Origin of the sequence: Pseudoalteromonas sp. A22, assembly GCF_018141345.1 — a bacterium.
Classification (GTDB): Bacteria; Pseudomonadota; Gammaproteobacteria; order Enterobacterales; family Alteromonadaceae; genus Pseudoalteromonas; species Pseudoalteromonas maricaloris.
Genome location: NZ_CP047238.1, coordinates 3,300,296 through 3,323,670, shown reverse-complemented (window position 1 = coordinate 3,323,670; position 23,375 = coordinate 3,300,296). Strand labels below are relative to the sequence as shown.

The following is a 23,375-nucleotide window of genomic DNA, read 5'->3' as shown; positions in this document are numbered from 1 at the left end:
GATATACTAATCAACCTGAACTCGGGATAACAACTTGTTCTCTAGCAGCTGTTATTCCTTACTACTGCGTTAAATTTGTTTGCAATAGGCCAGCTATTGACGCACAAATTTACCTTGTATTAAGAAATAACTTCTGGCAAGAGTGATACTACGCTTTTGAGCTTAGTGATTTTAGTGGATTAACTTACTTCTTATCTCGAGTTCAGGTTAATCAAACATCTTGCATGCTAATTGTGTGTATAAACTAATACTAAAATACTATAAAGGTGCGTTGTGGTAATTTCAATGATAGCTGCGATGGCAAATAACCGTATTATCGGAAAAGATAACGATATGCCGTGGCACTTGCCTGCAGATCTTCAACATTTCAAAAAGGTTACGCTAGGTAAACCTGTGATTATGGGCCGAAAGACATTTGAGTCTATTGGTAGGCCTCTTCCTGGTCGTAGAAACATAGTGATATCCAGAAATCTTGACTATACTCAAGAAGGTATTGAAGTCCTCGCTTCGCCTGAAGCCGCACTTAGTGCTGTTAGGGGTTGTGACGAAATTATGATAATTGGTGGTGGTCATATATATGACATATTTCTGCCTTATGCTCAGCGGCTCTATTTGACCTTCATCGATTTAGAAGTTGAAGGAGATACTCAATTTCCAGACTACGAGCAAGTTGCTGAATGGGAAGTGCTTGAAACTGAGTGTAACGAACCTGATGAAAGAAATAACCATAGTTATAAATTCGTAACTCTGAACAAAAAACTATGAGTTTCTTGCTAACAATTGTTTAGGTTGCTAAAATATAGCCAGTTATATGCTACGAATAAAGTATTAAAGGGTCTGTGTAATGAAATTAACTACCGTGCTACTGTCAGCTTCTATCGCTGTTGCAGCTTTTTCTTTCAGCAAGCCAGTAAGTGCAAACGATCAGTTGGCGCTTTCTATATGTGAATATATCGCAGCGGACGATAAAAATCGCATTCGTAACGCTTTGAAAACATCACGCCTCAAAATGCGTAATGTTTACGATGCAATCCAGTGCAACGGTAATAACTTACTTAGACATGCTATTGCTAGCAACGCAGTCGATTCGGGCGAGTACATTATTAAAAGTATTCCAAAAAGCGCGCTAGAAGATGGTAAAGAGTTAGCATGGGCTGAGTCAAACCACGGTGATTCAGCATTGATTGCTGTCATCAAAGAGCGTGCAGGCCTTTAATTGTAAAGTTTACGCAATATGAAAAGAGCCCTTGCTAGGGCTTTTTTTATGCCTGAGTTCTAATAAACATACATTTGAGATCAAAGGCCTCACTAATTCTCCTTATTTATTTTTTGATTAGAATCAGCTTCCTTCCAAATTTTGTAATAAATTTCTGCTAAGGCTCTTGAGAAATCGAGCAATCGTGCCAATACTATTGTTAAGGGTAAACGCAAAAGAAGGATTGCATATGAAGATTAATTTATCTGGCCATCACGTAGATGTAACCGATGCTGTTAAAAACCACGTTCATGAAAAGTTTGCCAAGATCGCTAACCATTTTCCGTCGTTGTTATCCCTAGACATCATCGTCAGCAAAGAACACAAACAATTTTATACGGAGATAAGTACAAACTACGCAGGTAGCCGAATATCAGTAAAAGGTGAAGACGAAGTGATGTATCCTGCTATTGCTAAAGCGTCTAAAAAGCTTGATGCAGCTTTGAAGCACCGAAAAGGTCAGTTAAAAGCCAATAAACATCAGAAGCCGGTGAGTACAACGCCACCTATTGCGCACGAGATTATTCAAGAAATGGAACTGAAATAACCTTAGTTTCAGATAAACATCAGGCCCTACGGGGCCTTTTTTGATACACTTCTCCAATCATCCTAGCTAGCCTTAATTACGAGCATATGCCAAATTACCAAGAAATTTTAGAGCAGGCTGCACAGCGAGTTCAACCGTTGTTACGCCAAGGCAAAGTTGCTAACTATATTCCCGCTTTAGCTGAGCAGCCGTTAGAACAATTTTCTGTTTCACTGCACACGGTAGATGGCGAAACATTTAGTGCTGGAGATACTGAAGCCAGATTTACAATTCAATCAGTATCCAAAGTAATGACATTGACGCTAGCACTGCAGCGCTATGGTGACGAGTTGTGGAGTCGGGTAGGGAAAGAGCCTTCGGGTACTGCTTTTAACTCCTTAACCCAGCTTGAGTTCGAAAATGGTATTCCAAGAAATCCCTTTATAAATGCAGGTGCCATTGTAACTTGTGATGCGCTGTACTCTCGTTTATCTGCTCCAATTCATACCATGCTAGAAAGCTACAGAGCGATGTCTGGTAACGACAAGCTGTGTATTAATAAGGTTGTGGCGCAGTCTGAGTATGATCACAGGTATAGAAATGCAGCGATGGCTTATTTGATGAAGTCATTTGGCAATTTTAATAATGAAGTCGAGGATGTGTTGTGGTCATATTTCAATTTTTGTGCAATTGAAATGAATACCACTGAGTTAGCGAAGTCATTTTCCTATCTGTCTAGTCAGGGTTACTGCAACTTATCAAAACAGCGGATACTAACCAAAAAACAAACCAAGCAAATGAACTCGCTGTTGTTTACGAGTGGTCTTTACGATGCAGCAGGTGACTTTGGTTATCGAGTAGGAATGCCTGGCAAGTCAGGTGTCGGGGGGGCAATAATCGCTATTGTGCCGAATCGTTTTACAATTTCGGTCTGGTCGCCTGGGCTTGATAAAGTTGGTAACTCTTTGGCTGGGATCGCGGCATTAGAATATCTATCCAATGAACTTGGTACTGCTATTTTTTGATAGCAAGTAATATACACACTAGATGATATAAAAATAGCGACCGAAGTCGCTATTTTACCAATCCTAAACAGTCTAAGGATCGTTATTGTTCCCAGTATGATTGCTCTAGTGAGTCTTCACGCTCAGGTAGGCCTCGAGATAATCTGGGTGAATGCTGAACGAGTACCTCATAGCTTGCACGGTTTGCATATTTGCTTATCTGTGCCAAAGATGAATAGGTAATAGCACTTTGTTCATGCTTCGCCGAGTTTGGGACATTTAGCTTATGATATTCATTGGCGCAAATATCATGCAGAACAGCGGCAAGGGCACAGTCACCGGCACCATTCGTATTCTTGATGATATCCGGTCCACCCATGTAAGGAGCGGTATGGCTGTATGCTCTGATCGGTTGTTCACATTGGGCTTTTTTCATCGCGCGTGAGAATTCGTAGCGATTAAATTCAGGAATAGCACCAGGCAGCAACGGGTATTCAGTCACACGCTTGCAGCTGTCATCAACATAACCCGCCATAAACAGCCCTTTAGGGCCTGCGGTACAAATGACCAAATCAACCCAGTCCAGTGCTTTATCTGCGGCGAGAAGTGGATCGCTAAAGCCTGTGATTGCCTCACCTTCTTCTTCATTCATTGCAAGGATATCAACATGTTTAGCAACGAAGTCAGCCCACCACTTGGGGTCTTGTTCAATTAAGAACTTAGTGCCAAGCGTCAATACTACGGGTATGCCAGCATTATTGGCATACTCAACCGCCTGCATCGTTGCTTGTGTCATGGTTTCGTCGCCACTCGTGCGCATCAAATAAGCGCTGATCACTAACGCCGATGATTCTTCGATAAGCGTTTGGCAAATAGACTCAGGACGTAGGTGGTTCATTAATCCTGCGCTGATAGCAAAAGTTCGCTCACCACTGTCATCGATAAGCGTAAAACAACGACCAATAGGGCCATCAACTGGCTGCAAGTAGTCCAGATCAACTCGGCTTGAGGTGTTACATAAAAATTTATAGGCGTAGCTGCCAATCTTTATGTTTTCACTCATCACCCCAAGCAGAACTGAGCGGTCATCCGCTAGCACTGAATAGTTGTGCATGGTGTTACCTATGGTACCGCCAGCAAATTCATAGTCGATCATGTCATCACGTTTTAGCCTATCATAAAGGGCGTTGGTGACATCATTGTCTATCACTTGTGACATACCACGCTGTAAGTGGAATTCATCAAGAAAAGCTTGATCCACTTTCGCTTCGATATCAACGACGATTTGATCTATACCACAGATATAGCTCCTTTTTAGCCGATCATCAGCGTGTAACTGGTTAATAAGCGGATCTTTATCTTCCACCGGAAAATAGTGTTTATGCCTACGGCGTCCCGGAAATTTCATATTCTACCCGTGTGTTTTTGAGCTTACGAAATAAAAAAAGCGGCGAATTATAGCGTAAATCCAACCCTGTGAGCCACGGCAAAATTGCGAAAATTATCAATAATGTCCGCAAAATATTAAAAAGATGTTGGTAACATCCTGAGTTTGCTTATAAAAACAGCTGTATTGGTGACTATGATTATTTAAGAATAGCAGCTTAACCGGAGCTCTGCTGGAGGTGATATACTCCATTTTAGGTGAGGACGACTATAAAATTACCATGTCAGAAGTAAAAGATGATCAATATTGGATGAAAGTGGCGTTAGCATTTGCTGACAAAGCTGAAGCCGAAAACGAAATTCCTGTCGGCGCTGTTGTAGTGAAAGATGGTGAAATGATAGCTGCGGGCTGGAACCGTTCAATTACCTGTCATGATCCTTCGGCTCACGCTGAAATGATGGCTATTCGAGAAGCTGGCAAAGTCGTTGAAAATTATCGGCTGATTGATTGCACTTTATATGTGACGCTTGAGCCATGTCCTATGTGTGCTGGTTTACTGGTCCATAGCCGCTTGAGCCGAGTGGTGTTTGGTGCCTCGGATGCAAAAACGGGCGCTGCTGGTTCGATAATGAACTTGTTACAGCATGAAAAGCTCAACCACCAACTAGAAGTTACATCGGGCGTACTGGGTGAGACATGTGGCGAAAAGCTGTCTGCATTTTTTAAGCGCAGACGCCAAGAGATTAAAGCTGCAAAAAAGTTGAAAAACGGTAGTACTTAGGGTTGTACTACCGCAGTGGCTGTTTTCGCGTCCCTTTGCTCTTCCATTTGAATTAGCGCAAAAATACGATGGCGCAAGAGCATTTTACGGTGTGCATTTTTCATCATGACACGACGGCGATTTGGCGACGTGTATTTGGTGTTACGTTTAAATTGATGATTCCGACGTCTTCTCAACATAGAACCTCCGAATGTGAGAGATTAGGTGGGGGTAACGCCCCCAAATATTAATTTAGTATAAATACGCTATGCCTATGACAGATTTATGACCTTTTGAAGCATTTATCAAGCCAGTTTAGTAAATATAAATTACTGTTGCTTCTCGACTTCACTGGCTTTGTCTGGATTATCAACCGGAGTCGTTTGCGAAGAGGCTTTACTGCTGTCAGGTAGGAGTGCACCGTTGTCTTCCAACCACACTAGTGCATCATAATAGCGGCGAATATTATCTACATACGTTACCGCGACATCACCACGAGCATATCCATATTGTGTATTTCGATAGTAGCGCTTTTTAGTAAGTAGTGGTAGTCGTTTTTTAACGTCAGCCCAGTTATTCGGATCGCCTCCTTGATCCGCAGTAATGTTACGTGCATCTCGCACATGTCCCCAGCCCACATTGTAAGAAGCAAGGGCAAGCCAAGTACTATCGGGCTGCTGTATTTCTTCAGGCATACGGTCGAATAAAATACGTAGGTATTTGGCGCCACCTTCAATATTTTGCTGTGCATTGAGGCGGTTTGTCACGCCAACTTTTTTAGCCGTGGGTTGTGTTAGCATCATGATGCCACGAACCCCAGTTGGAGACTTAGCTCTGGGATCCCACATTGATTCTTGATAGCTGACTGCAGCCAGCAAACGCCAATCGATATTGTGCTGTTTCGAATAACTTTTGAACCACTTGAGATAGGTGGGTAAGGTACTATGTACAGCTTCGACAAAAGCTAGGGTGTTTACATAGTTAAACTCTTCGATATGACCAAAATACTTCTCTTCGAGTGTGGCCAAAAAGTTGTTTTGCTGTACTCGAGCGAAAAATGCAGGCAGCAATGCATATAACGAATCGTCTTTTTCGTTACGCATCATCCACGCCACATGTTCATCTTTTGTAACTGAAAACGCAATACTGACGGTCGGGTGGTAGCGTCTAAATAGGGCCAGTGAATGTGAGTCTGTAATGGTGTAGTCAATCTCTCCATCAATGATGGCCTGAAGCAGCTCTTCCTCACCTTTATCTGAAACAACCTCCCAACTCAAATGAGGGTGGCTTGTTTTCGCCTCTTCAAGCGCAATAACATGATTGCTGTGTGCAAGTACGGTAATTGGCGCTTTAATATCATCAAAGTCTCTTGGCCACTCTCTCCCTTGTTTGTACACGAGTTTTTGACTGATCATTCTATACGTTGGGCCAAAACGATATTGCGCTGTTCTTGATGGGTGAAAGCTCACCGCGGAGGCGACGATATCTAAGTCTCCGGCATCTAGCCTTGCAAACAACTCATCTAAGTTAAAGTAAGGAACAATGTGTAATTCAACACCAAGCTCATTGGCAAATTCACTCGCCAGTTCATATTCGAACCCTTGTTCTCCAGTGGTGCCTTGGTAGTAGTTTCCCGGGCCCGCGAGCGTGCCAACACGTAATACCTTATTTTGTTTTACATGTTGCAACTGATTAAGAGGGGCTTTGTCGCACCCAACTAAACAGATGACAACAAAGCACATAAAGACGTATTTAAACATGACCTAGGTTCTCTTTTGCGCTCGAAATCCCAACTTACCGCAGCAAAATCATAATTGCAAAAGCCGAATTAACTTAAGGTAATGATAGATTTGCATGATATTTTCTAGTTTTGACAAATTAGTGTTAATTCCGCGCGCTATTTCCACTATAATGAGCGCCCAAAGATATCGTTCAATCCTTAACCCCGGATGAAAATACCTATGTTAATCCTACGTGGTGCACCTGCACTTTCAGATTTCAAAGTCCAAAAGATCCTTAAAACCTGCGCTGCAGCTCAATTACCAGTTACCAATGTTTATGCCGAGTTCATGCATTTTGCTGATCTAACGGCTGAGCTTTCAGAGGCTGAGTTAACTAAGCTAAACAGCCTGTTAAAGTATGGACCGACTATTACGGAGCACACGCCAGAGGGCAAACTGATCTTGGTAACACCAAGGATCGGAACTATCTCTCCTTGGGCTTCTAAAGCGACAGATATTGCAAACAACTGTGGTCTTACACAAGTACACCGTGTTGAGCGTGGTATTGCTTATTATGTTGAGGGTGAACTAACACAAGCTCAGTTCGAAGAAGTTGCACAGTTACTTCATGACCGCATGACCGAATCTGTTCATGCAGAGCTTGATGATGCAGCTAAATTATTCCGCACGGAAACGCCTCGCCCAATGTCTTCGGTGGATATTCTTGGCGGTGGCCGTGAAGCACTCGCGGTTGCGAACGTTGAGCAAGGCTTTGCACTTGCTGATGACGAAATTGACTACTTGGTAGAAAGCTTTGAAAAGCTTGGCCGTAACCCTAATGACATCGAACTGTTCATGTTCGCTCAAGCAAACTCTGAGCACTGTCGTCACAAAATTTTCAATGCTGATTGGACTATCGATGGTGTAGAACAGCCTAAGTCGCTGTTTAAAATGATTAAAAACACCTACGAAACCAATAGTGACAACGTATTGTCGGCGTATAAAGATAACGCTGCGGTAATGGTTGGCTCTAAAGCGGGTCGTTTCTTCCCAAATACAGACGGCGAATATGCTTACCACGAGGAAGATATCCACATTCTGATGAAAGTGGAAACGCACAACCACCCAACGGCGATTGCCCCATTTTCTGGCGCATCAACAGGTTCAGGTGGTGAGATCCGCGATGAAGGTGCAACCGGTCGTGGTTCTAAGCCAAAAGCAGGTTTAGTTGGCTTCACGGTTTCTAACCTTCGTATTCCAGGTTTCGAGCAACCTTGGGAAACTAACTTTGGTAAACCAGGACGCATTGTTAATGCATTAGACATTATGCTTGATGGCCCACTTGGTGGCGCTGCATTTAACAACGAATTTGGTCGTCCAAACCTATTGGGTTACTTCCGTACTTACGAAGAAAAAGTAGAAAGCCACAATGGCGCTGAAGTACGTGGTTACCACAAGCCAATCATGATCGCTGGTGGTTTAGGTAACATCCGTGAAGATCACGTGCAAAAAGGCTCAATCCCTGTAGGTGCTAAGTTAATCGCACTTGGTGGTCCTGCAATGAACATCGGGCTTGGCGGCGGGGCTGCTTCATCAATGGCATCTGGCCAATCAAACGAAGATTTAGACTTTGCTTCTGTTCAGCGCGAAAACCCTGAGATGGAACGTCGTTGTCAGGAAGTGATCGACAAATGTTGGCAGCTTGGTGATGATAACCCAATTGCGTTTATTCACGATGTGGGCGCGGGTGGTTTATCAAATGCATTTCCTGAGCTTGTCGACGACGGCGGCCGTGGTGGTAAGTTCCAACTGCGTAACATCCCGAACGATGAACCTGGCATGGCACCACACGAAATCTGGTGTAACGAGTCGCAAGAGCGTTATGTATTGGCCGTTGCAGCAGAAGACTTTGCTCGCTTTGAAGCAATTTGTAAGCGTGAGCGCGCACAATATGCGGTAATTGGTGAAGCGACAGAAGAGCGTCATCTAACAGTCGCTGATAGCCACTTTGATAATAATCCTGTGGACCTGCCACTGGACGTATTACTTGGCAAGCCACCTAAAATGCATCGTGACGTTGAGTCAAAGCGTGTAGTGGGTACAGCATTAGATACTGCGGGTATTGAGCTTGAAGATGCTGCTAAGCGTTTGCTTCGCCTACCAACGATTGCTGAGAAAACATTCCTTATCACGATTGGTGACAGAACCGTAACGGGTTTGGTTGCACGTGACCAAATGGTTGGCCCTTGGCAGGTACCAGTCGCTAACTGTGCGGTAACGGCGGCAACTTACGATACTTACCACGGTGAAGCGATGTCGATGGGTGAACGCACCCCTGCAGCACTACTTAACTATGGTGCATCAGCGCGTCTAGCAGTAGCAGAAGCGTTAACCAATATCGCTGGTGCTAATATCGGTAGCCTAAACAACATTAAGCTTTCGGCAAACTGGATGGCGGCTGCGGGTCACCCTGGCGAAGATGCGGGTCTTTACGAAGCGGTTAAAGCGGTTGGTGAAGAATTATGTCCTGCATTAGGCCTTACAATCCCAGTTGGTAAAGATTCAATGTCGATGAAGACTCAGTGGGATGAGAATGGCGAAGAAAAGTCAGTGACTGCGCCATTATCACTTATCATCACTGCATTTGGTCGTGTTGAGGATATTCGCAAAACAGTCACGCCTGAGCTTCGTACTGATAAGGGTGAAACCAGCCTATTCCTACTTGACTTAGGTGCTGGTCAAAACCGTCTTGGTGCGTCAAGCTTAGCGCAAGTGTACAAGCAACTTGGCGACAAGACACCTGATGTTGACAGCCCTGAGCTGTTAAAAGGCTTCTACAATGCGGTACAAGCATTAGTTGAGTCAGGCAAGCTTATCGCTTACCACGACCGCTCTGACGGTGGTCTATTCACCACTGCTGCGGAAATGGCGTTCGCAGGCCACACAGGTGTGAGCATTGAATTAGATGCGCTGCAAGGTACAGACTTAGAAGTGTTATTCAATGAAGAGCTTGGCGCAGTATTGCAAGTTCGCAATGACGATATCGCTGCGGTTGAAGCGGTATTTGCTGAGCACGGTATTGCTGATATTGCACATCGCATCGGTACGCTAAACAGTGAAGACAAGGTTATCTTTACTCGTGGCGGTCAGGCAGTACTTGAAAATACTCGCACAGAGCTTCGCACTATCTGGGCTGAGACAACTTACCAGATGCAAGCACTACGTGATAACCCCGATTGCGCGAAGCAAGAGTTTGACGCTAAGTTCGATGACAAAGATCCGGGACTTAACGTTAAACTAAGCTTTGATCTAAACGAAGATATCGCAGCGCCTTACATTGCAAAAGGGGTGAAGCCTCAAGTTGCCATCTTGCGTGAGCAAGGCGTTAACTCACATATCGAAATGGCGGCAGCATTTAACCGTGCTGGTTTTGCGGCAATCGACGTACACATGAGCGATATCCTTGAAGGTCGCTTAACACTAGAGCAATTCAAAGGCCTAGTGGCATGTGGTGGCTTCTCATACGGTGACGTTTTAGGTGCTGGTGAAGGCTGGGCTAAATCAATTCTATTCCATGACTCAGCACGCGAGCAATTCCAAGGCTTCTTCCAACGCCAAGATACTTTCAGCTTAGGTGTGTGTAATGGCTGTCAGATGCTTTCTACATTAAAAGAGTTGATCCCTGGCACGGAAAACTGGCCGCGTTTTGTCACCAACAAGTCAGAGCGTTTTGAAGCGCGTTTCAGCTTAGTTGAAGTACAGCAAAGCCCGTCAATCTTCTTTGATGGTATGGCTGGCTCTCGCATGCCAATCGCGGTATCACATGGTGAAGGTCATGCTGAGTTTGCAAGCGAAGCGGCGATACAAACGGCACTGAATTCAGGTTCAGTTGCTGTGAAGTTTGTTGATAACTACGGTGATCCAACCACTCAGTACCCAGCTAACCCGAATGGCTCTCCTGCTGGTATTACGGGCATGACCTCAACAGACGGTCGTGCAACTGTGATGATGCCGCACCCTGAGCGTGTATTCAGAGCAGTAGCAAACTCTTGGCACCCAGATGAGTGGCAAGAAGATAGCCCTTGGATGCGTATGTTCCGCAATGCGCGTAAGCTAGTAGGCTAACGAAATTAAAAAAGGTCACTTCGGTGGCCTTTTTTATTCATAGCTCGATAATTATCTATCGGGTACACTGAAAGGGAAATACCAATCATATTTTAGGGATACGAATGAAAAAATGGCTTTGGAGCTTAGTGTTGATACTCAGTGTTTTCGTGGGTGTTTACCTTGCCAGAGTTCCTTTGTCGCTCTGGGCCATTAAACATTTTATACCCGTTAATGAACTTCAGGTCAGTTGTCTTGACTGGCGTTTGTCGGGCTTCAATCGTATCCATATTGCAAAAGCATGTGTGCAGACAGATGCGTTTAATGCCCAGCTTTATGATGCGCAACTAAGCATGCGCCAAGTTAATATTGAAAAAGCGGACATGCAACTTCTTCCGCCCAAAAAGTCAGATGCAACTCGGCCACAGCGCCTCGCATTACCACTCGACATCACCAGACCCAAAATGCATGTAACCAAGCTCTCTATATCTGGCGAGCCATTACCAAAGCCATTAGTTGTGTCGATTTCGGAGTCCGAGCTGAATCAATTTGTAGTTTCAGGTGACATCGCTGTAGAAGTTACGTTGCAGCCAGAGCGTATTGCTGCAAATATTGATCTTAGTGGCGAGTACCTCAGCGCTTTGTTACCTCCTCAGATCCAAGCCCTTTCAGGAACTAGCCAACTTGAATTCGATGGTCTAGCTATGGACGCAGAGCTAGAACTTGAAACTTTAGTGGCGCTTGAACAGGCTGAGTGTAAAGGTACCGTTGCGTATATAGGCGCTGTGTCAGGGCGCTATGATTTAGCCACACAGCAGGGGAAGATAGCACTTGCCGAGCCGATTTCAGCGAAATCAACGCTTAATTGTCTTACTTCTGAATATAACAAACTGTTACCGACCACTTGGCAGCTTCGTATACCGAGTGAAATTACTATTTCTGCGGATTCAATTGCGACAGGTTTACTTCAAGTGACAGGTAAAGATAAACCGTTACAACTTGAAGTTAACGAGTTGGCAGTCGACTTAACTGAGCTTTTCGTCAATGGTGATATTCGCCTTGAATTTTCCGATGATAAGTGGGGCGCGCATACACTGGCTGGAGCGCTGAGTGCGCGACCAAATTTTGTTAATATGAGCGGGGAAATCACAAGTGACATTCAAAAGCTTACACTGCAAGATGTTATTGCTGAGAATCTTGAGCTCAATAGCCGCTTCAAAATATTGGGTGATCCAACCGAGCTAATTACAATTGAGGCTCAGCCGAGCATATTCTCAACCCAGTTGTCGACATCAGATTTGGTGATTGATAATCCATCTCTGACGCTTGACTTACATGCGCAGCTAGATGTGACAAAATTCAAAAGTGGACATCTACTACACAGAGTCTTACCTGAAGGAATGAGTTTTGCGATAACGCTTGATTCAAAACTGCAAAACCTGAGTGTTGAGAATGTAACAGCAAAACAGAGTGCGTTGAGCGGGCGAGTTGTGCTTGAGCCTACGCATGATTTTGATATCAACCTCACCTTAACCAGTGCACAGATACAACAGCAGAGTTATAAACTGAATGAGTTTGCGCAGACACTGCACTGGCAAGGCTCAGTCGCGACCGGAGAAATCTTTTCAACCTTGTCGGGCAATACTAAGGTAGCAGAAGTTAACTTAGCTGATCTCAGTTTGAAAAACGTGAGCATTGACAGCAAAGGGCAGCAAAGCCGCGGATTGATGGCGTCACATGTGATTAATATTGATGGTGTAAAGGCGTTGCTTGAGCATCAATATTCAAGCTTAAAACATCCAGTACAAATACATGTGCCCGCGCAGCAGCTCACTCAACTTCAGCCATATATTGACGCGCTTTTACCGAACTTAAAAATTACCCATGGTAACTTCTATGCAGTACTCGAAGGGGATTTATCCACGCGCATATTTACCTTAGACGGGAGCGTTCAAAACGGCTCTGCGTTATTTAATGAACGGCTTATTCAAAATGCAACGATTGATGTCTTTGGTCTATTAAGTTCAGCTAATATTCAACTCAAGCCAACCACACTGAGTGTTGAAGAGTTGAGAGCTGGTGTTATCGTTCAAGCAATAACAGGCCAACTACTCAGCGAAGCAGGCGTGGCTAAACTGAAAGATATTAACGCACAGGTTTTTGCCGGTAACGTGGGGGTTGATGAAGTTAGTTTGGTCCCAACGCCGCAGGTCGTTCAGGTATCGCTAGATAAACTGAGTTTGGATCTTATTGCCGCCTCAGGGCATGATGCGGGCGTCGAGCTGAAAGGGCTAATCTCGGGGACATTACCAGTGCAACTCTCTTCATCGGGTGTGCGAATTGACTCTGGTAAAATACACAGTGTTGGTGAGGGGCTGTTAAAGGTGGAAAACAATGCATCAATTAATGCGCTAAAAGAGCAGCAACCTAGCTTACAAACGGTGATCGGTGTACTTGACGAGTTGACCATTGAGCAATTGAGTAGTGGCGTAAATTTAAGTGAAGACGGTTGGTTGGACTTAGATGTTAAAATTACAGGAATTAACAAACTCCAACAACAACCAGTAAACTTTAACTATACACACTCAGAAAATGTGTTTACCTTATTACGAGCCCTACGCTTAAGCGACGAGATTACGCGCGAAGTGGAAAATGCGTTAAATAAAGAGGAGCGTTAGTGAATGAAATGGATGCTAGTGATATCAGCTTTATTGGTATTGAGCGCTTGTACTCATAAGGTGCAAGTAGAAACCAAAGAGCCTATTACGATCAACTTAAATGTAAAAGTAGATCATGAGATCCGCGTGAAGGTGGATAAAGAACTCGACAATTTATTCAGCGAAGACAGCGAGCTATTCTAAGGAGGATTTATGAAGCTAAAAGCAATCTCTACCCTAATTATTGGGCTCAGTATGAGTTTCGCCGCATTCGCAATTTCCATTGACGATGCTAAATCACAGGGTTTAGTTGGCGAAACTACATCGGGCTATCTTGGCGTAGTTAAAAATGGCCAAGGTGTGCAGCAGCTAGTTGATGAAGTGAATGAAAAGCGCAAAGAAAAATACCAGCAATTAGCGAAAAAGAACGGTATTACCCTTGAGCAAGTGGAAGCCTTAGCTGCTAAAAAAGCGTATAACAAAACGCATTCAGGCCATTATATTCAAGTCAATGGCAGCTGGGTGAAAAAGTAATACTTCCAAAATCTTACAAGAAAAGGCTGGCTAAACCAGCCTTTTGACTATTTATCCGAAGCTTAGGTTATTTAGCTTTGTGGCATTGCTGAAGCAAATGCAGCCAAAACGCTTCCCCTTTACGCCTTGCGAGGCGAATATTATTTTCTGGGATCTGTTCAGGATCGTCATACTCTACTAATGCCTGAGCCATACTTTCTTCGCGGATCAAGTGGAGTGTCGGGTAGGGCGCGCGGTTAGTGTAGTTTGCTGCGTCATGCTCATCGCTATCAGCGAAAACATAATCTGGGTGAAAAGTAGCAATTTGATAGGTGCCTTCAAACCCTTGCGCGACTAATAAAGCGTTTGCTAGGTCGACGAGATCCAAAAAGTCGTCAAAATTGCTAAAACCTTTATCAAATATAACTAGTGTTGTTTCTCGCTCTGGCTCATGGTTTAACTCTGAGCACTGCTCTAACATATCCATCACGGCATCGTCGTGGCTTATCGCTTGAGACACGAAATAATGAATGCTGTTACTTTCAACTTCCTGTCGAGCAAACGGGCAAAAGTTGTATTTTACAATGACTTGGCTAACCCAGTTTTGCATTGTAGAGATGACTGTATTCATGAATTATTCCAAGCTCTTATTGATTAGTTTCATGGATTTAGCAATAGCCCCGGTATTTTCAAGTAGTACCGATTGAGCGTTAGCACCGATTTGCGTTCGAAGCGATTTATCTTCAAATAGCGTAATAATTTGAGCGGCAAGCTTGTCTTCATCATCGACTACGATGGCACCTTGTTGCGCGATAAGTTGAGGGTATATATGCGCAAAATTATAGGTATGTGGGCCGGTTAATATTGGTACACCATGAGCCGCCGCTTCTAGTGGGTTATGACCGCCGCGTTCAATCAAGCTACCACCAATATAGGCGATATCGGCACCGCCAAATAGCCACTTTAATTCCCCTAAAGTATCCGCTAACAAGACCGAAGCTTCTGCGTTTATACCGTTACTACTCTTTTTGGTAAAAGCGATCTCTTGTTCACTGAGGTAGTCAGCAACCGCTTGAAACTGCTCGGGATGGCGAGGTGCGATAATGAGTAACGCATTACTTACCTGTTTTAATACTCGCTGATGTGCAGCAATGACTTGCTCATGCTCCTTAGGATGTGTAGATCCTGCAAGCCAAATTAACCGCTCGGGGTAATTTTCTTGAAACTGTCTTGCCTTTGCAATTTCTTCTTCGGTGATTGAGATATCAAACTTGATTGAGCCGGTAATGTGAAGCTTAGATTGAACAAGCCCGAGCTTGATGAAACGCTCGCCGTCTTCCTCATTATGGGCTGCAAGCAGATCTATGTTGCTCATTAAGCCTTTGGTTAACCAAGCATGCTTTTTATAACCTTGGTATGACTTTTCAGAGAGTCTGGCATTGACTACCAAGGTTTTACATTGGTTTTGTTTGGCGTAATAAAAAAGATTAGGCCACAGCTCAGTTTCCATCACAATAAGGAGTTTGGGCTTCAAGGTATTGAAAAATTTTCTGACCGCAAAAGCAAAATCTATAGGTAAATAACAGACATGTACTTGTACATTGCTGTGAAAAGCTTTTGTTATCTCTTCTCTACCTGTCGGGGTGTTACAAGTGACAATGATTGGAACTGCAGCTTGTTCTTTAAGTACTGATTTTATGAGAGGTGTGGCTGCAAGCACTTCCCCAACAGAGGCGCAATGGATCACAACAGCATGTTGCGGCAGCTTGTTTGGGTTAAAGCCTAAGCGCTCTGTAAAATGAGTTCGATAGCTAGGGTTTTTCCTACCTCGAATAAAATACAGATAACTCAATAAAATAGGTGCTAATACTAGCAACAGTAAGGAATATAGTCGGCGCGCCATAGGAGTCGCTTAAGCTCAAAAATCAGTATTTTACCTTGTTCCAAGGCGAAATTGAATGAACAACACAATTTTACACAGTTCAACAGATGCCTAGGGGCTTCTGGTTTGATAGTATCTAACGCATTATTAGTAATGGAATGACAAAAATGAATGTAGCTCGAGTGCTAGCTTGCTGTAGTTTATTGGCTTCGAATCTCGCTTTTGCAAGCCCCACAGCCTATTTACCCATTGGACAAGATCCATTGTTGGAATATCAAATCGATAAAATGTTTGCGTTGACCACTGGCTCGCCAATGGCGAAGCCTTACCGTATCAGTGAAATCAAGATGCATTTGATGAAGCTTAGGCATATTGACGCCACATTACAGCAGAGTATTAGTCAGGGGATTGCACCTTATCTGCAGGACGATGCGTTGACACAAAGATCGATAACACTGCGTGTTGATAGCGGTGAGGAAAAACAAATCGCCAACGACAGAGGTAATTATAGTGGTGAATATGCCGAATTGGGAGTTGCTGGAGTATGGCGAGGAGGCGACTCGAGTATTCTACAAATAGGTGCTGAGTATCGAGTAGAAGCAGACAAGCTGGTGGCGTATAACACTTTTTACGGGCTATCTTATGGCAATTTACAGCTTAACCTAGGTTATAAAGAACATTGGTTCTCGCCATTTAAGCATTCGGCTCAGGTCTACTCTAATAACGCTAAAAACCGGCCTTCTATTTCATTGGGACTAGTTGTTCCACTAAAAAACTGGTGGAATTTTGATGTTGAATTGTTTTATTCAGAGTTAGATAAAGTCGAAAAGGGAATTCGTTTTCAAAATACATTGCATGATGGTACACCGAAAATTGCTGGTACACACTTTAGTATTGAACCAATCGATGGTTGGAAAGTAGGTATAAATCGTGTGCTACAATTTGGTGGAGGCCCAAGAAAGGTGGATTTTGAGGACTTTATTAAGGCCTATATAGACCCAGCTGGCAATGACAATAAAATCGGCGACCTGACTCAAGATGATGAACTTGGCGACCAATGGGCAACAATCACCACGAGTTTCACTACCAATTACGGTACCAGAGCACAATGGTATCTAGAGTATGGTGGTGAAGATACTAATAACCATAAGAACTATTTGTTTGGTAATACCGCGACTAGCGTGGGCGTTTTCCTACCGAATTTAAGTTCAACCACCTCATTACGCTATGAATTTACTGACATGGAAAGCCTTTGGTATGTCAATGAGATTTATCAAACGGAAGGCAATACGATTGATGGGTTTGGTGTGGGACACTTTGCTGCCAACCACCGCCGATTTGATGATGGCGCACCGACGCAGATCCATGTACTAGAAGGTACTTATCAAGCTGATTATCGTTCATTATGGCGAGCTAAGCTTTCAGTTATCGATAATGAAAGTAATTATTTGAATGAACTTGGTGAGCTTGGCGCTGAGTACGAACGTGGCTACGAGTTTGAGCTGGCGCATATTGGTGAAGCTTATAGCAAGCAAATCGAAACGAAATTAACCTTGGGTAAAGATGTCTTCGGTGAGAATTACACTTGGTTATCAGTCCATGTATACTGGTAGGTATCACGCGGGACAAGCATAGAATAGTTTAGGAACAAATATGTCATTGAATGAACAAGTAGCACAAAGCTACTTCGCAAGCTTACAGCGCCATGTTGATGTTTTTGAAACAATGGCAAACTATCACCAAGAATGTGTTGAACTACTTGAAGCATGCCAAAGCACATTAGCAGCCGGTGGTAAGGTCATTTGGTTTGGTAATGGTGGCAGCGCGGCAGATGCGCAGCACCTAGCTGCAGAATTTGTGGTGCGTTACAAATTAGAGCGCGGTCCTTTGGCCTCGATTGCATTAACTACCGACACCTCAATTTTGACCGCGCACAGCAATGACTATCACTTTGATTCCGTATTTGAACGTCAGGTTCAGGCACTTTGTAAACCGGAAGATATGGTGATTGGGTTAACCACATCAGGCACGAGCCCTAATATCAATTTGGCACTTCAAGCCGCAAATGAAATTGGCGCGTTTACCGTGGCATTGACAGGTAGAACTGGTGGCAAAGTGAAGGACATTGCTAAATTACCGATTATTATCGCAAACGATGAGACAGCGCGTATTCAAGAAGCGCATATGTTTATTGGTCACTGGCTCTGTGAAGCGGTCGATATGCTCGTTGCGGCGGAGCAAAAGGCATGAAGTTAGCGGCGCTTCAACAGCTAAATCAAGCCAAGGTATTGGTGGTTGGCGATGTGATGTTGGATAGATACTGGCATGGAGATACCGGGCGCATTTCTCCTGAGGCTCCAGTACCTGTGGTGAAAGTCAGTGCATTAGAAGACAAAGCAGGTGGTGCGGCGAACGTTGCCAAAAACATCGCTCACCTAGATGGTAAAGTGGGTTTGCTTGGGCTTATCGGCGAAGATGACAATGGCAAAACGCTTGAGGCTATTCTTACTAAAGAAAACATTGAATCTAGCCTAGTTAACGTCGTTGAGCTGCCGACTATCGCAAAAATGCGTGTGATCAGCCGTCATCAGCAAGTAGTCCGACTCGATTTAGAAGAACCCTTTCAGTTATCTCACAGTCAACTCCTGCTTGAGCGTCTAAAGCAAGAAGTTGATAAGTATGACTTTGTGTTGTTTAGCGACTACAACAAAGGCGCTTTATGCGCCATTTCAGATATGATTGCGGTGGCTAAAGCTGCTGGTAAAACGGTACTTATTGATCCCAAAAATAGTGACTTGAGCCTTTATCAAGGTGCTGATTTTATCACGCCTAACTTAAACGAATTTAAACTCGCTGGTGGTGATACAAGCAGCGAAGAGGCACTCACCTCTAGTGCGCGCGAACTGCTGAAAACGTCAGGGATCGGTGCTATGCTGCTGACGCGCTCTGAGCAAGGCATGTCTTTGATAACCAATACTGAAAAGTTTGATTTCCCAGCTCAAGTACAGGAAGTAAGTGATGTTACGGGAGCTGGCGATACCGTGATCGCCACACTGACGACGATGTTAGGGGCTGGAATGTCAGCTAAAGACGCGGTAGAAGTAGCAAATATTGCCGCAGGTATTGCCGTGAGTAAGTTAGGTGCTGCAACGGTGTCACCGGAAGAGTTGAGTCGCAAACTGGGTCAATATCTTAGAGAAACGGGCGAGCACTACCAAACGCCATTTGAAGAAGTGCTTAAGCATATTACTTTTGCCAAGCAAAATGGCGAAACCATTGTGTTTACCAACGGCTGCTTTGATATTCTCCATGCAGGCCATGTTCGTTATTTAGCGCAAGCTAAAGCGATGGGCGACAGACTTGTCGTTGGGTTAAATAATGATGAATCGATCTCGCGTCTCAAAGGACCTGAACGCCCAATCAATCCATTGAAAGAGCGGGCTATGGTGTTATCTGCACTCGCTTCTGTGGATTGGGTTATTCCGTTTGGCAGTGTTGAAGAAAATGACACACCAGCTAAGCTGATAGAAATGGTCAGCCCTGACATTTTGGTCAAAGGTGGTGACTATAAAGTAGAAGATATTGCAGGTGCAGAGCATGTGCTTAATCAAGGTGGAAAAGTCGAGGTGTTAGCATTTTTGGATGGCTGCTCGACTTCCAATGTGATTAAAAAGGCACAGCTACAAAAAAGTTAACGTGCGCTGCGATAGGCTTGTATTAATACTTGCCACTGATTTTCATCAAAATAAAAGGTCGGCCATTTGCCGGCCTCTTTTTTAAATGAACGTTGCAAACGCTCCATGTTTGCGTGCTGCCAACTTGAGTTTGGCTGCATGATTTTGCCCTTATCAAAATCAATTAGAAATACTTTGCCGTTGGCATCAAACAAAATATTGTTGATGTTCAAATCATCATGATAGGCGCCGGCTTGATGAAACTGTGCAATGGTGTGGCCGATATTTTCTAGTTCATTTGTACCAAGCGCTCTTGCTTGCAAAATTTCGCAAACACTGGTGGCATCAGACACCGCTTCGGTCAAAATATCTGCACGATAAATACCAAAATGAAGCGATATTCTTGCGCCAAGTGGTGTTGGGACTGGTAAACCTTGTAGTTGTAACTGCTCTAGCAAAGCAAACTCTTGATATACGCGAGTATTTTCTAGTTTGGTAAAAATATATTGATCACTCAACAGCTTGCCGATTAAGCCACCACGATAATAGTGCTTGAGTACCGCTATGCCTTGATTAAACCGCACGAACCACGCCGTTGCTCGGCCTTCTTTCGAGCCGACAATCGCATTATTTTTCTGCCAATATTCAGGGTCAAACATTTCTTCTGAAACATCATAATCTAGGGTTGAAGGCGTTAGTAAATAGCTATGCGGCTGTTTGGTGATTTGCACAATATAGGATTCTTAAGAGTCAATTGTGACATTCTAACGATTTTTCACCCTCAGTGAAACTTGCAAACTTGTTTGATTAATTTAAGATCAAGCGCTTGTTACTTTCCATGAGAACTATTGTTTTGAGCAAATCCTTGACCTCTATTTGTATTTTGCGACTTTCTGCGATTGGCGACGTGTGCCATGCAGTGAGTGCTGTACAGGCGATCCAACGCGCACATCCGCAAGCGAAAATAACGTGGGTGATAGGTAAAGTGGAAGCCATGTTGCTGGCTGACCTACCCGGTGTTGAGCTCGTCGTATTTGACAAAAAGCAGGGTAAAGCCGCGCTCAAGGCGTTAAAGGCAAAGTTCAAAGGGCAAAAGTTTGACGTATTACTACATATGCAGGTTGCGTTAAGAGCCAACCTTGTTGCGCGAGTTATTCCTGCAAAGCAAAAAATAGGCTTTGATAAAGGGCGCTCTAAAGAGTTACACAGTTTGTTTATTAATAAGCGGATCGCACCTCAACAGTCGCCACATGTGCTCGAAGGTTTCCAAAACTTTGCCCGTGCAATTGGTGCTGAGTGCGGTGAGCCAACATGGCAGATGCCAGTGACGGCAGCTCATCAAGCTGCTGCAAAATCGCTATTACCTGAAGGCAAGGTTTTTGTGATATCGCCTGCGGCAAGTAAAGCCGAGCGCAATTGGCTTCCTGAGCGTTATGCTAGGGTTGCAGATCATGCTGCTGCATTGGGGTTTCAGGTGGTGATAACGGGTGGCCCAACGGAACTTGAGCAAAACTTAGCAGCCGAAATTCAACAACACAGCCAAGCTGAGTTATTAAACTTAGTGGGAAAAACTGACTTGAAAACCCTACTTTGTGTGTTGGAGCAAGCCGAATTGGTGTTAGCACCTGATACCGGGCCTGCTCATATGGCTGTGACAGTTGGAACGCCGGTGATCGGTTTGTATGCTCACTCCAACCCAACTCGCACAGGGCCATACCTGTATCAAGACTATGTGGTTGAGGTTTATCATCAAAACCTCATTGCGCAAAAGGGTAAAATTGCTGAACAATTACCGTGGGGAACACGGGTAAAGGGTAGCGAACTCATGTCTCAAATTTCCGTTGATGCAGTAATTACGATGTTTGATCGGGTAATAAAAGAGCAGGGGATTGTGACCAATGCATAAGGCTGTATTTTTAGATAGAGACGGTGTTGTTAATAAAGATCATGCCTATGTTCATAAAATCGCGGATTTTGAGTTTATCGACGGGGTATTCAGTGCCTGCCAAGCATTTAGCAAAGCCGGTTATAAAATTGTGGTCGTGACGAATCAGTCGGGCATTGGCCGAGGTTACTATAATGAAGCACAATTTCACGCGTTAAGCGAGTGGATGTGCGCGCAGTTTAAGGCGCATGGTGTTGACATCGCTGGTGTTTATTTTTGTCCTCACCACCCTGAAAAGGCACAAGGCCTATATAAAGTAGAGTGTGACTGTCGTAAACCAGAACCCGGGATGCTGCTACAAGCGATAGCCGAGCATGACTTGGATCCTGCGCAAAGTATTATGGTTGGTGATAAAGTCTCAGATATCAAGGCTGCCCGCGCTGCTGGCGTAAAAACAGCCATTTTAGTTGAGTCTGGGCAGAGTTTTAGTCAAGAGCAACAACAACTCGCGGATAAAGTATGTGCGTCGTTGGCGGAGGTACCAGCCGCACTATGTTTGTCTGAGTAAAATAAAGTTTGCTGCCAGTTGTCGCAAATCGTGCATTTATTGTGTGAACCTTTTAAAATAAAGATATCTTTTAATGTACCAGGTATGATTGAATTGGTACGTTCCAATTAACTTGAGCTAATTAGCACAAGCGTTAACTTCTGATAGTGAGAATGACAACCGCCTATGGCGATACGTAGCTTACTATCACCGTGCAAAAATGGAGACTCCCAGATGAGAGCATCGGCCTTCTACAGCCAGCTTCAGCAACAAATTGAAGAAGTAAAAGCTGAAGGATTATATAAAAAAGAGCGTATTATCACTTCTCAGCAGCAAGCTGAAATTGCAGTATCGACTGGTGAAAGTGTAATTAACTTCTGTGCAAACAACTATCTAGGTTTGGCGAACCACCCAGAGCTCATTAAAGCGGCGCAGGGTGGCCTTGATGACCATGGTTTTGGTGTCGCGTCGGTGCGTTTTATCTGTGGTACGCAAGATATTCACAAAACGCTTGAAGCAAAGATCAGTGAATTTCTAGAAACAGAAGATACTATCCTTTACTCTTCATGCTTTGATGCCAATGCTGGTTTATTCGAAACTATCTTAGGCCCTGAAGATGCAATTATCTCGGACTCTTTAAATCATGCTTCTATCATTGATGGTGTGCGTTTATGTAAAGCTAAGCGTTTCCGCTATGCTAACAACGATATGGCTGATCTAGAGCAGCAGTTAATTGCTGCTGATGAAGCTGGTGTGAAAACCAAGCTTATCGCCACCGATGGCGTATTCTCAATGGATGGTGTTATTTGTAACTTAAAAGCGGTTTGTGATTTAGCGGATAAGTACGACGCATTAGTGATGGTTGATGATTCACATGCGGTGGGTTTTGTTGGTGAAAATGGCCGCGGAACACCGGAATACTGTGGTGTATTAGACAGAGTGGATATTATTACAGGAACGCTTGGTAAAGCACTTGGCGGTGCATCGGGCGGTTACACCTCTGGTAAGAAAGAAATCGTAGAGTGGTTACGTCAGCGTTCACGTCCTTATTTATTCTCAAACTCGCTAGCGCCTTCAATTGTTACAGCTTCAATCAAAGTACTAGACATGATGAAAGAAGGCGATGCCCTACGTGCTAAACTATGGGATAACGCAGCTTACTTCCGTACTAAGATGGAAGCTGTTGGCTTTACTTGTGCGGGTAAAGATCACGCGATTATTCCGGTTATGTTAGGCGATGCCAAAGTGGCCTCAGAAATGGCTGACAGATTGCTAGCTGAAGGGATCTATGTGATCGGTTTCTCTTATCCTGTCGTGCCAAAAGGTCAAGCTAGGATCAGAACACAAATTTCAGCTGCGCATACGACTGAGCAGCTAGACAAAGCAATCGAAGCCTTTACCCGTATTGGTAAAGACCTAGGCGTCATTTAATTTTGCCACCGGCTTAAGCCGGTGCAGCT

The 23,375-nt window shown here is 44.1% G+C and carries 21 protein-coding genes; 15 read left to right on the top strand and 6 right to left on the bottom strand.

Annotation, left to right across the window (positions count from 1 at the left end; genetic code table 11):
• Positions 1 to 273 precede the first annotated feature (273 nt).
• The 4 genes from folA (at position 274) to glsB (ending at position 2,806) form a co-directional block, all read left to right on the top strand.
• Complete coding sequence (gene folA, locus GSF04_RS19810; RefSeq protein WP_069022784.1) at positions 274 to 765, top strand: type 3 dihydrofolate reductase; 492 nt, start codon at positions 274 to 276, stop codon at positions 763 to 765.
• Positions 766 to 844: 79 nt separating this feature from the next.
• Positions 845 to 1,216, top strand: a complete 372-nt coding sequence (locus GSF04_RS19805) for a DUF3718 domain-containing protein (protein ID WP_211858548.1) — start codon at positions 845 to 847, stop codon at positions 1,214 to 1,216.
• Positions 1,217 to 1,445: 229 nt separating this feature from the next.
• On the top strand, positions 1,446 to 1,802 hold the full coding sequence (gene raiA, locus GSF04_RS19800; RefSeq protein ID WP_010374586.1) for a ribosome-associated translation inhibitor RaiA: 357 nt from the start codon (positions 1,446 to 1,448) through the stop codon (positions 1,800 to 1,802).
• Positions 1,803 to 1,888: 86 nt separating this feature from the next.
• A complete protein-coding gene (gene glsB / locus GSF04_RS19795) occupies positions 1,889 to 2,806 on the top strand; it encodes a glutaminase B (RefSeq protein ID WP_010374588.1) in 918 nt (305 codons plus the stop codon).
• A gap of 82 nt (positions 2,807 to 2,888) precedes the next feature.
• Here glsB and GSF04_RS19790 read toward each other — a convergent pair whose 3' ends face one another.
• Positions 2,889 to 4,193, bottom strand: a complete 1,305-nt coding sequence (locus GSF04_RS19790; protein ID WP_010374590.1) for an inosine/guanosine kinase — start codon at positions 4,191 to 4,193, stop codon at positions 2,889 to 2,891.
• 259 nt (positions 4,194 to 4,452) lie between these two features.
• On the opposite strand from GSF04_RS19790, the gene tadA reads away from it, so the two are divergent.
• On the top strand, positions 4,453 to 4,953 hold the full coding sequence (tadA, locus tag GSF04_RS19785; RefSeq protein ID WP_130163438.1) for a tRNA adenosine(34) deaminase TadA: 501 nt from the start codon (positions 4,453 to 4,455) through the stop codon (positions 4,951 to 4,953).
• On the opposite strand, the gene GSF04_RS19780 is transcribed toward tadA, so the two are convergent.
• Positions 4,950 to 5,132 carry a hypothetical protein gene (locus GSF04_RS19780; RefSeq protein ID WP_010374594.1) on the bottom strand — a complete coding sequence of 61 codons (183 nt, stop codon included), beginning with the start codon at positions 5,130 to 5,132 and terminating at the stop codon, positions 4,950 to 4,952. The two genes, tadA and GSF04_RS19780, sit on opposite strands and share 4 nt — an antisense overlap.
• A 129-nt stretch (positions 5,133 to 5,261) precedes the next feature.
• The gene (mltF, locus tag GSF04_RS19775) at positions 5,262 to 6,692 is read right to left on the bottom strand and encodes a membrane-bound lytic murein transglycosylase MltF (protein ID WP_211858545.1); all 1,431 of its coding nucleotides are present in this window, start codon (positions 6,690 to 6,692) and stop codon (positions 5,262 to 5,264) included.
• Positions 6,693 to 6,893: 201 nt separating this feature from the next.
• Between mltF and purL the strand changes: the two genes are divergently transcribed.
• The 4 genes from purL (at position 6,894) to GSF04_RS19755 (ending at position 13,948) form a co-directional block, all read left to right on the top strand.
• The gene (gene purL / locus GSF04_RS19770; protein ID WP_211858543.1) at positions 6,894 to 10,778 is read left to right on the top strand and encodes a phosphoribosylformylglycinamidine synthase; all 3,885 of its coding nucleotides are present in this window, start codon (positions 6,894 to 6,896) and stop codon (positions 10,776 to 10,778) included.
• Between the two features lie 104 nt (positions 10,779 to 10,882).
• A complete protein-coding gene (locus tag GSF04_RS19765; RefSeq protein ID WP_211858541.1) occupies positions 10,883 to 13,435 on the top strand; it encodes a YdbH domain-containing protein in 2,553 nt (850 codons plus the stop codon).
• A gap of 3 nt (positions 13,436 to 13,438) precedes the next feature.
• Complete coding sequence (locus GSF04_RS19760; protein WP_010374602.1) at positions 13,439 to 13,618, top strand: YnbE family lipoprotein; 180 nt, start codon at positions 13,439 to 13,441, stop codon at positions 13,616 to 13,618.
• Positions 13,619 to 13,627: 9 nt separating this feature from the next.
• Complete coding sequence (locus tag GSF04_RS19755; RefSeq protein ID WP_017216535.1) at positions 13,628 to 13,948, top strand: YdbL family protein; 321 nt, start codon at positions 13,628 to 13,630, stop codon at positions 13,946 to 13,948.
• 67 nt (positions 13,949 to 14,015) lie between these two features.
• Here GSF04_RS19755 and GSF04_RS19750 read toward each other — a convergent pair whose 3' ends face one another.
• Together GSF04_RS19750 and waaA are read right to left on the bottom strand one after the other, a co-directional pair.
• Positions 14,016 to 14,558: a DUF1415 domain-containing protein gene (locus GSF04_RS19750; RefSeq protein ID WP_211858539.1), complete on the bottom strand. Its 543-nt coding sequence runs from the start codon at positions 14,556 to 14,558 to the stop codon at positions 14,016 to 14,018.
• Positions 14,559 to 14,561: 3 nt separating this feature from the next.
• Positions 14,562 to 15,830 carry a lipid IV(A) 3-deoxy-D-manno-octulosonic acid transferase gene (waaA, locus tag GSF04_RS19745; RefSeq protein WP_211858538.1) on the bottom strand — a complete coding sequence of 423 codons (1,269 nt, stop codon included), beginning with the start codon at positions 15,828 to 15,830 and terminating at the stop codon, positions 14,562 to 14,564.
• A 146-nt stretch (positions 15,831 to 15,976) separates the two neighbouring features.
• Between waaA and GSF04_RS19740 the strand changes: the two genes are divergently transcribed.
• Genes GSF04_RS19740 through hldE form a run of 3 tightly spaced genes read left to right on the top strand, consistent with a single transcriptional unit; the run spans position 15,977 to position 19,504 of the window.
• Positions 15,977 to 17,422 carry a capsule assembly Wzi family protein gene (locus GSF04_RS19740; RefSeq protein WP_211858536.1) on the top strand — a complete coding sequence of 482 codons (1,446 nt, stop codon included), beginning with the start codon at positions 15,977 to 15,979 and terminating at the stop codon, positions 17,420 to 17,422.
• A 40-nt stretch (positions 17,423 to 17,462) separates the two neighbouring features.
• Positions 17,463 to 18,059, top strand: a complete 597-nt coding sequence (locus GSF04_RS19735) for an SIS domain-containing protein (protein WP_039491395.1) — start codon at positions 17,463 to 17,465, stop codon at positions 18,057 to 18,059.
• Positions 18,056 to 19,504: a bifunctional D-glycero-beta-D-manno-heptose-7-phosphate kinase/D-glycero-beta-D-manno-heptose 1-phosphate adenylyltransferase HldE gene (gene hldE / locus GSF04_RS19730; RefSeq protein WP_211858534.1), complete on the top strand. Its 1,449-nt coding sequence runs from the start codon at positions 18,056 to 18,058 to the stop codon at positions 19,502 to 19,504. Before GSF04_RS19735 ends, hldE begins: the two co-directional genes overlap by 4 nt.
• Here hldE and GSF04_RS19725 read toward each other — a convergent pair.
• Positions 19,501 to 20,214, bottom strand: a complete 714-nt coding sequence (locus GSF04_RS19725; RefSeq protein ID WP_211858532.1) for a 3-deoxy-D-manno-octulosonic acid kinase — start codon at positions 20,212 to 20,214, stop codon at positions 19,501 to 19,503. The two genes, hldE and GSF04_RS19725, sit on opposite strands and share 4 nt — an antisense overlap.
• A gap of 107 nt (positions 20,215 to 20,321) precedes the next feature.
• Between GSF04_RS19725 and GSF04_RS19720 the strand changes: the two genes are divergently transcribed.
• The 3 genes from GSF04_RS19720 (at position 20,322) to GSF04_RS19710 (ending at position 23,346) form a co-directional block, all read left to right on the top strand.
• Positions 20,322 to 21,389 carry a glycosyltransferase family 9 protein gene (locus GSF04_RS19720; protein ID WP_211858530.1) on the top strand — a complete coding sequence of 356 codons (1,068 nt, stop codon included), beginning with the start codon at positions 20,322 to 20,324 and terminating at the stop codon, positions 21,387 to 21,389.
• Entirely contained in the window at positions 21,382 to 21,936 is a 555-nt protein-coding gene (gene gmhB, locus GSF04_RS19715) for a D-glycero-beta-D-manno-heptose 1,7-bisphosphate 7-phosphatase (protein ID WP_211858528.1), read from the top strand. The genes GSF04_RS19720 and gmhB overlap by 8 nt, the downstream gene beginning before the upstream one ends.
• 213 nt (positions 21,937 to 22,149) lie before the next feature.
• Positions 22,150 to 23,346 carry a glycine C-acetyltransferase gene (locus GSF04_RS19710; protein ID WP_010374617.1) on the top strand — a complete coding sequence of 399 codons (1,197 nt, stop codon included), beginning with the start codon at positions 22,150 to 22,152 and terminating at the stop codon, positions 23,344 to 23,346.
• Positions 23,347 to 23,375 lie beyond the last annotated feature (29 nt).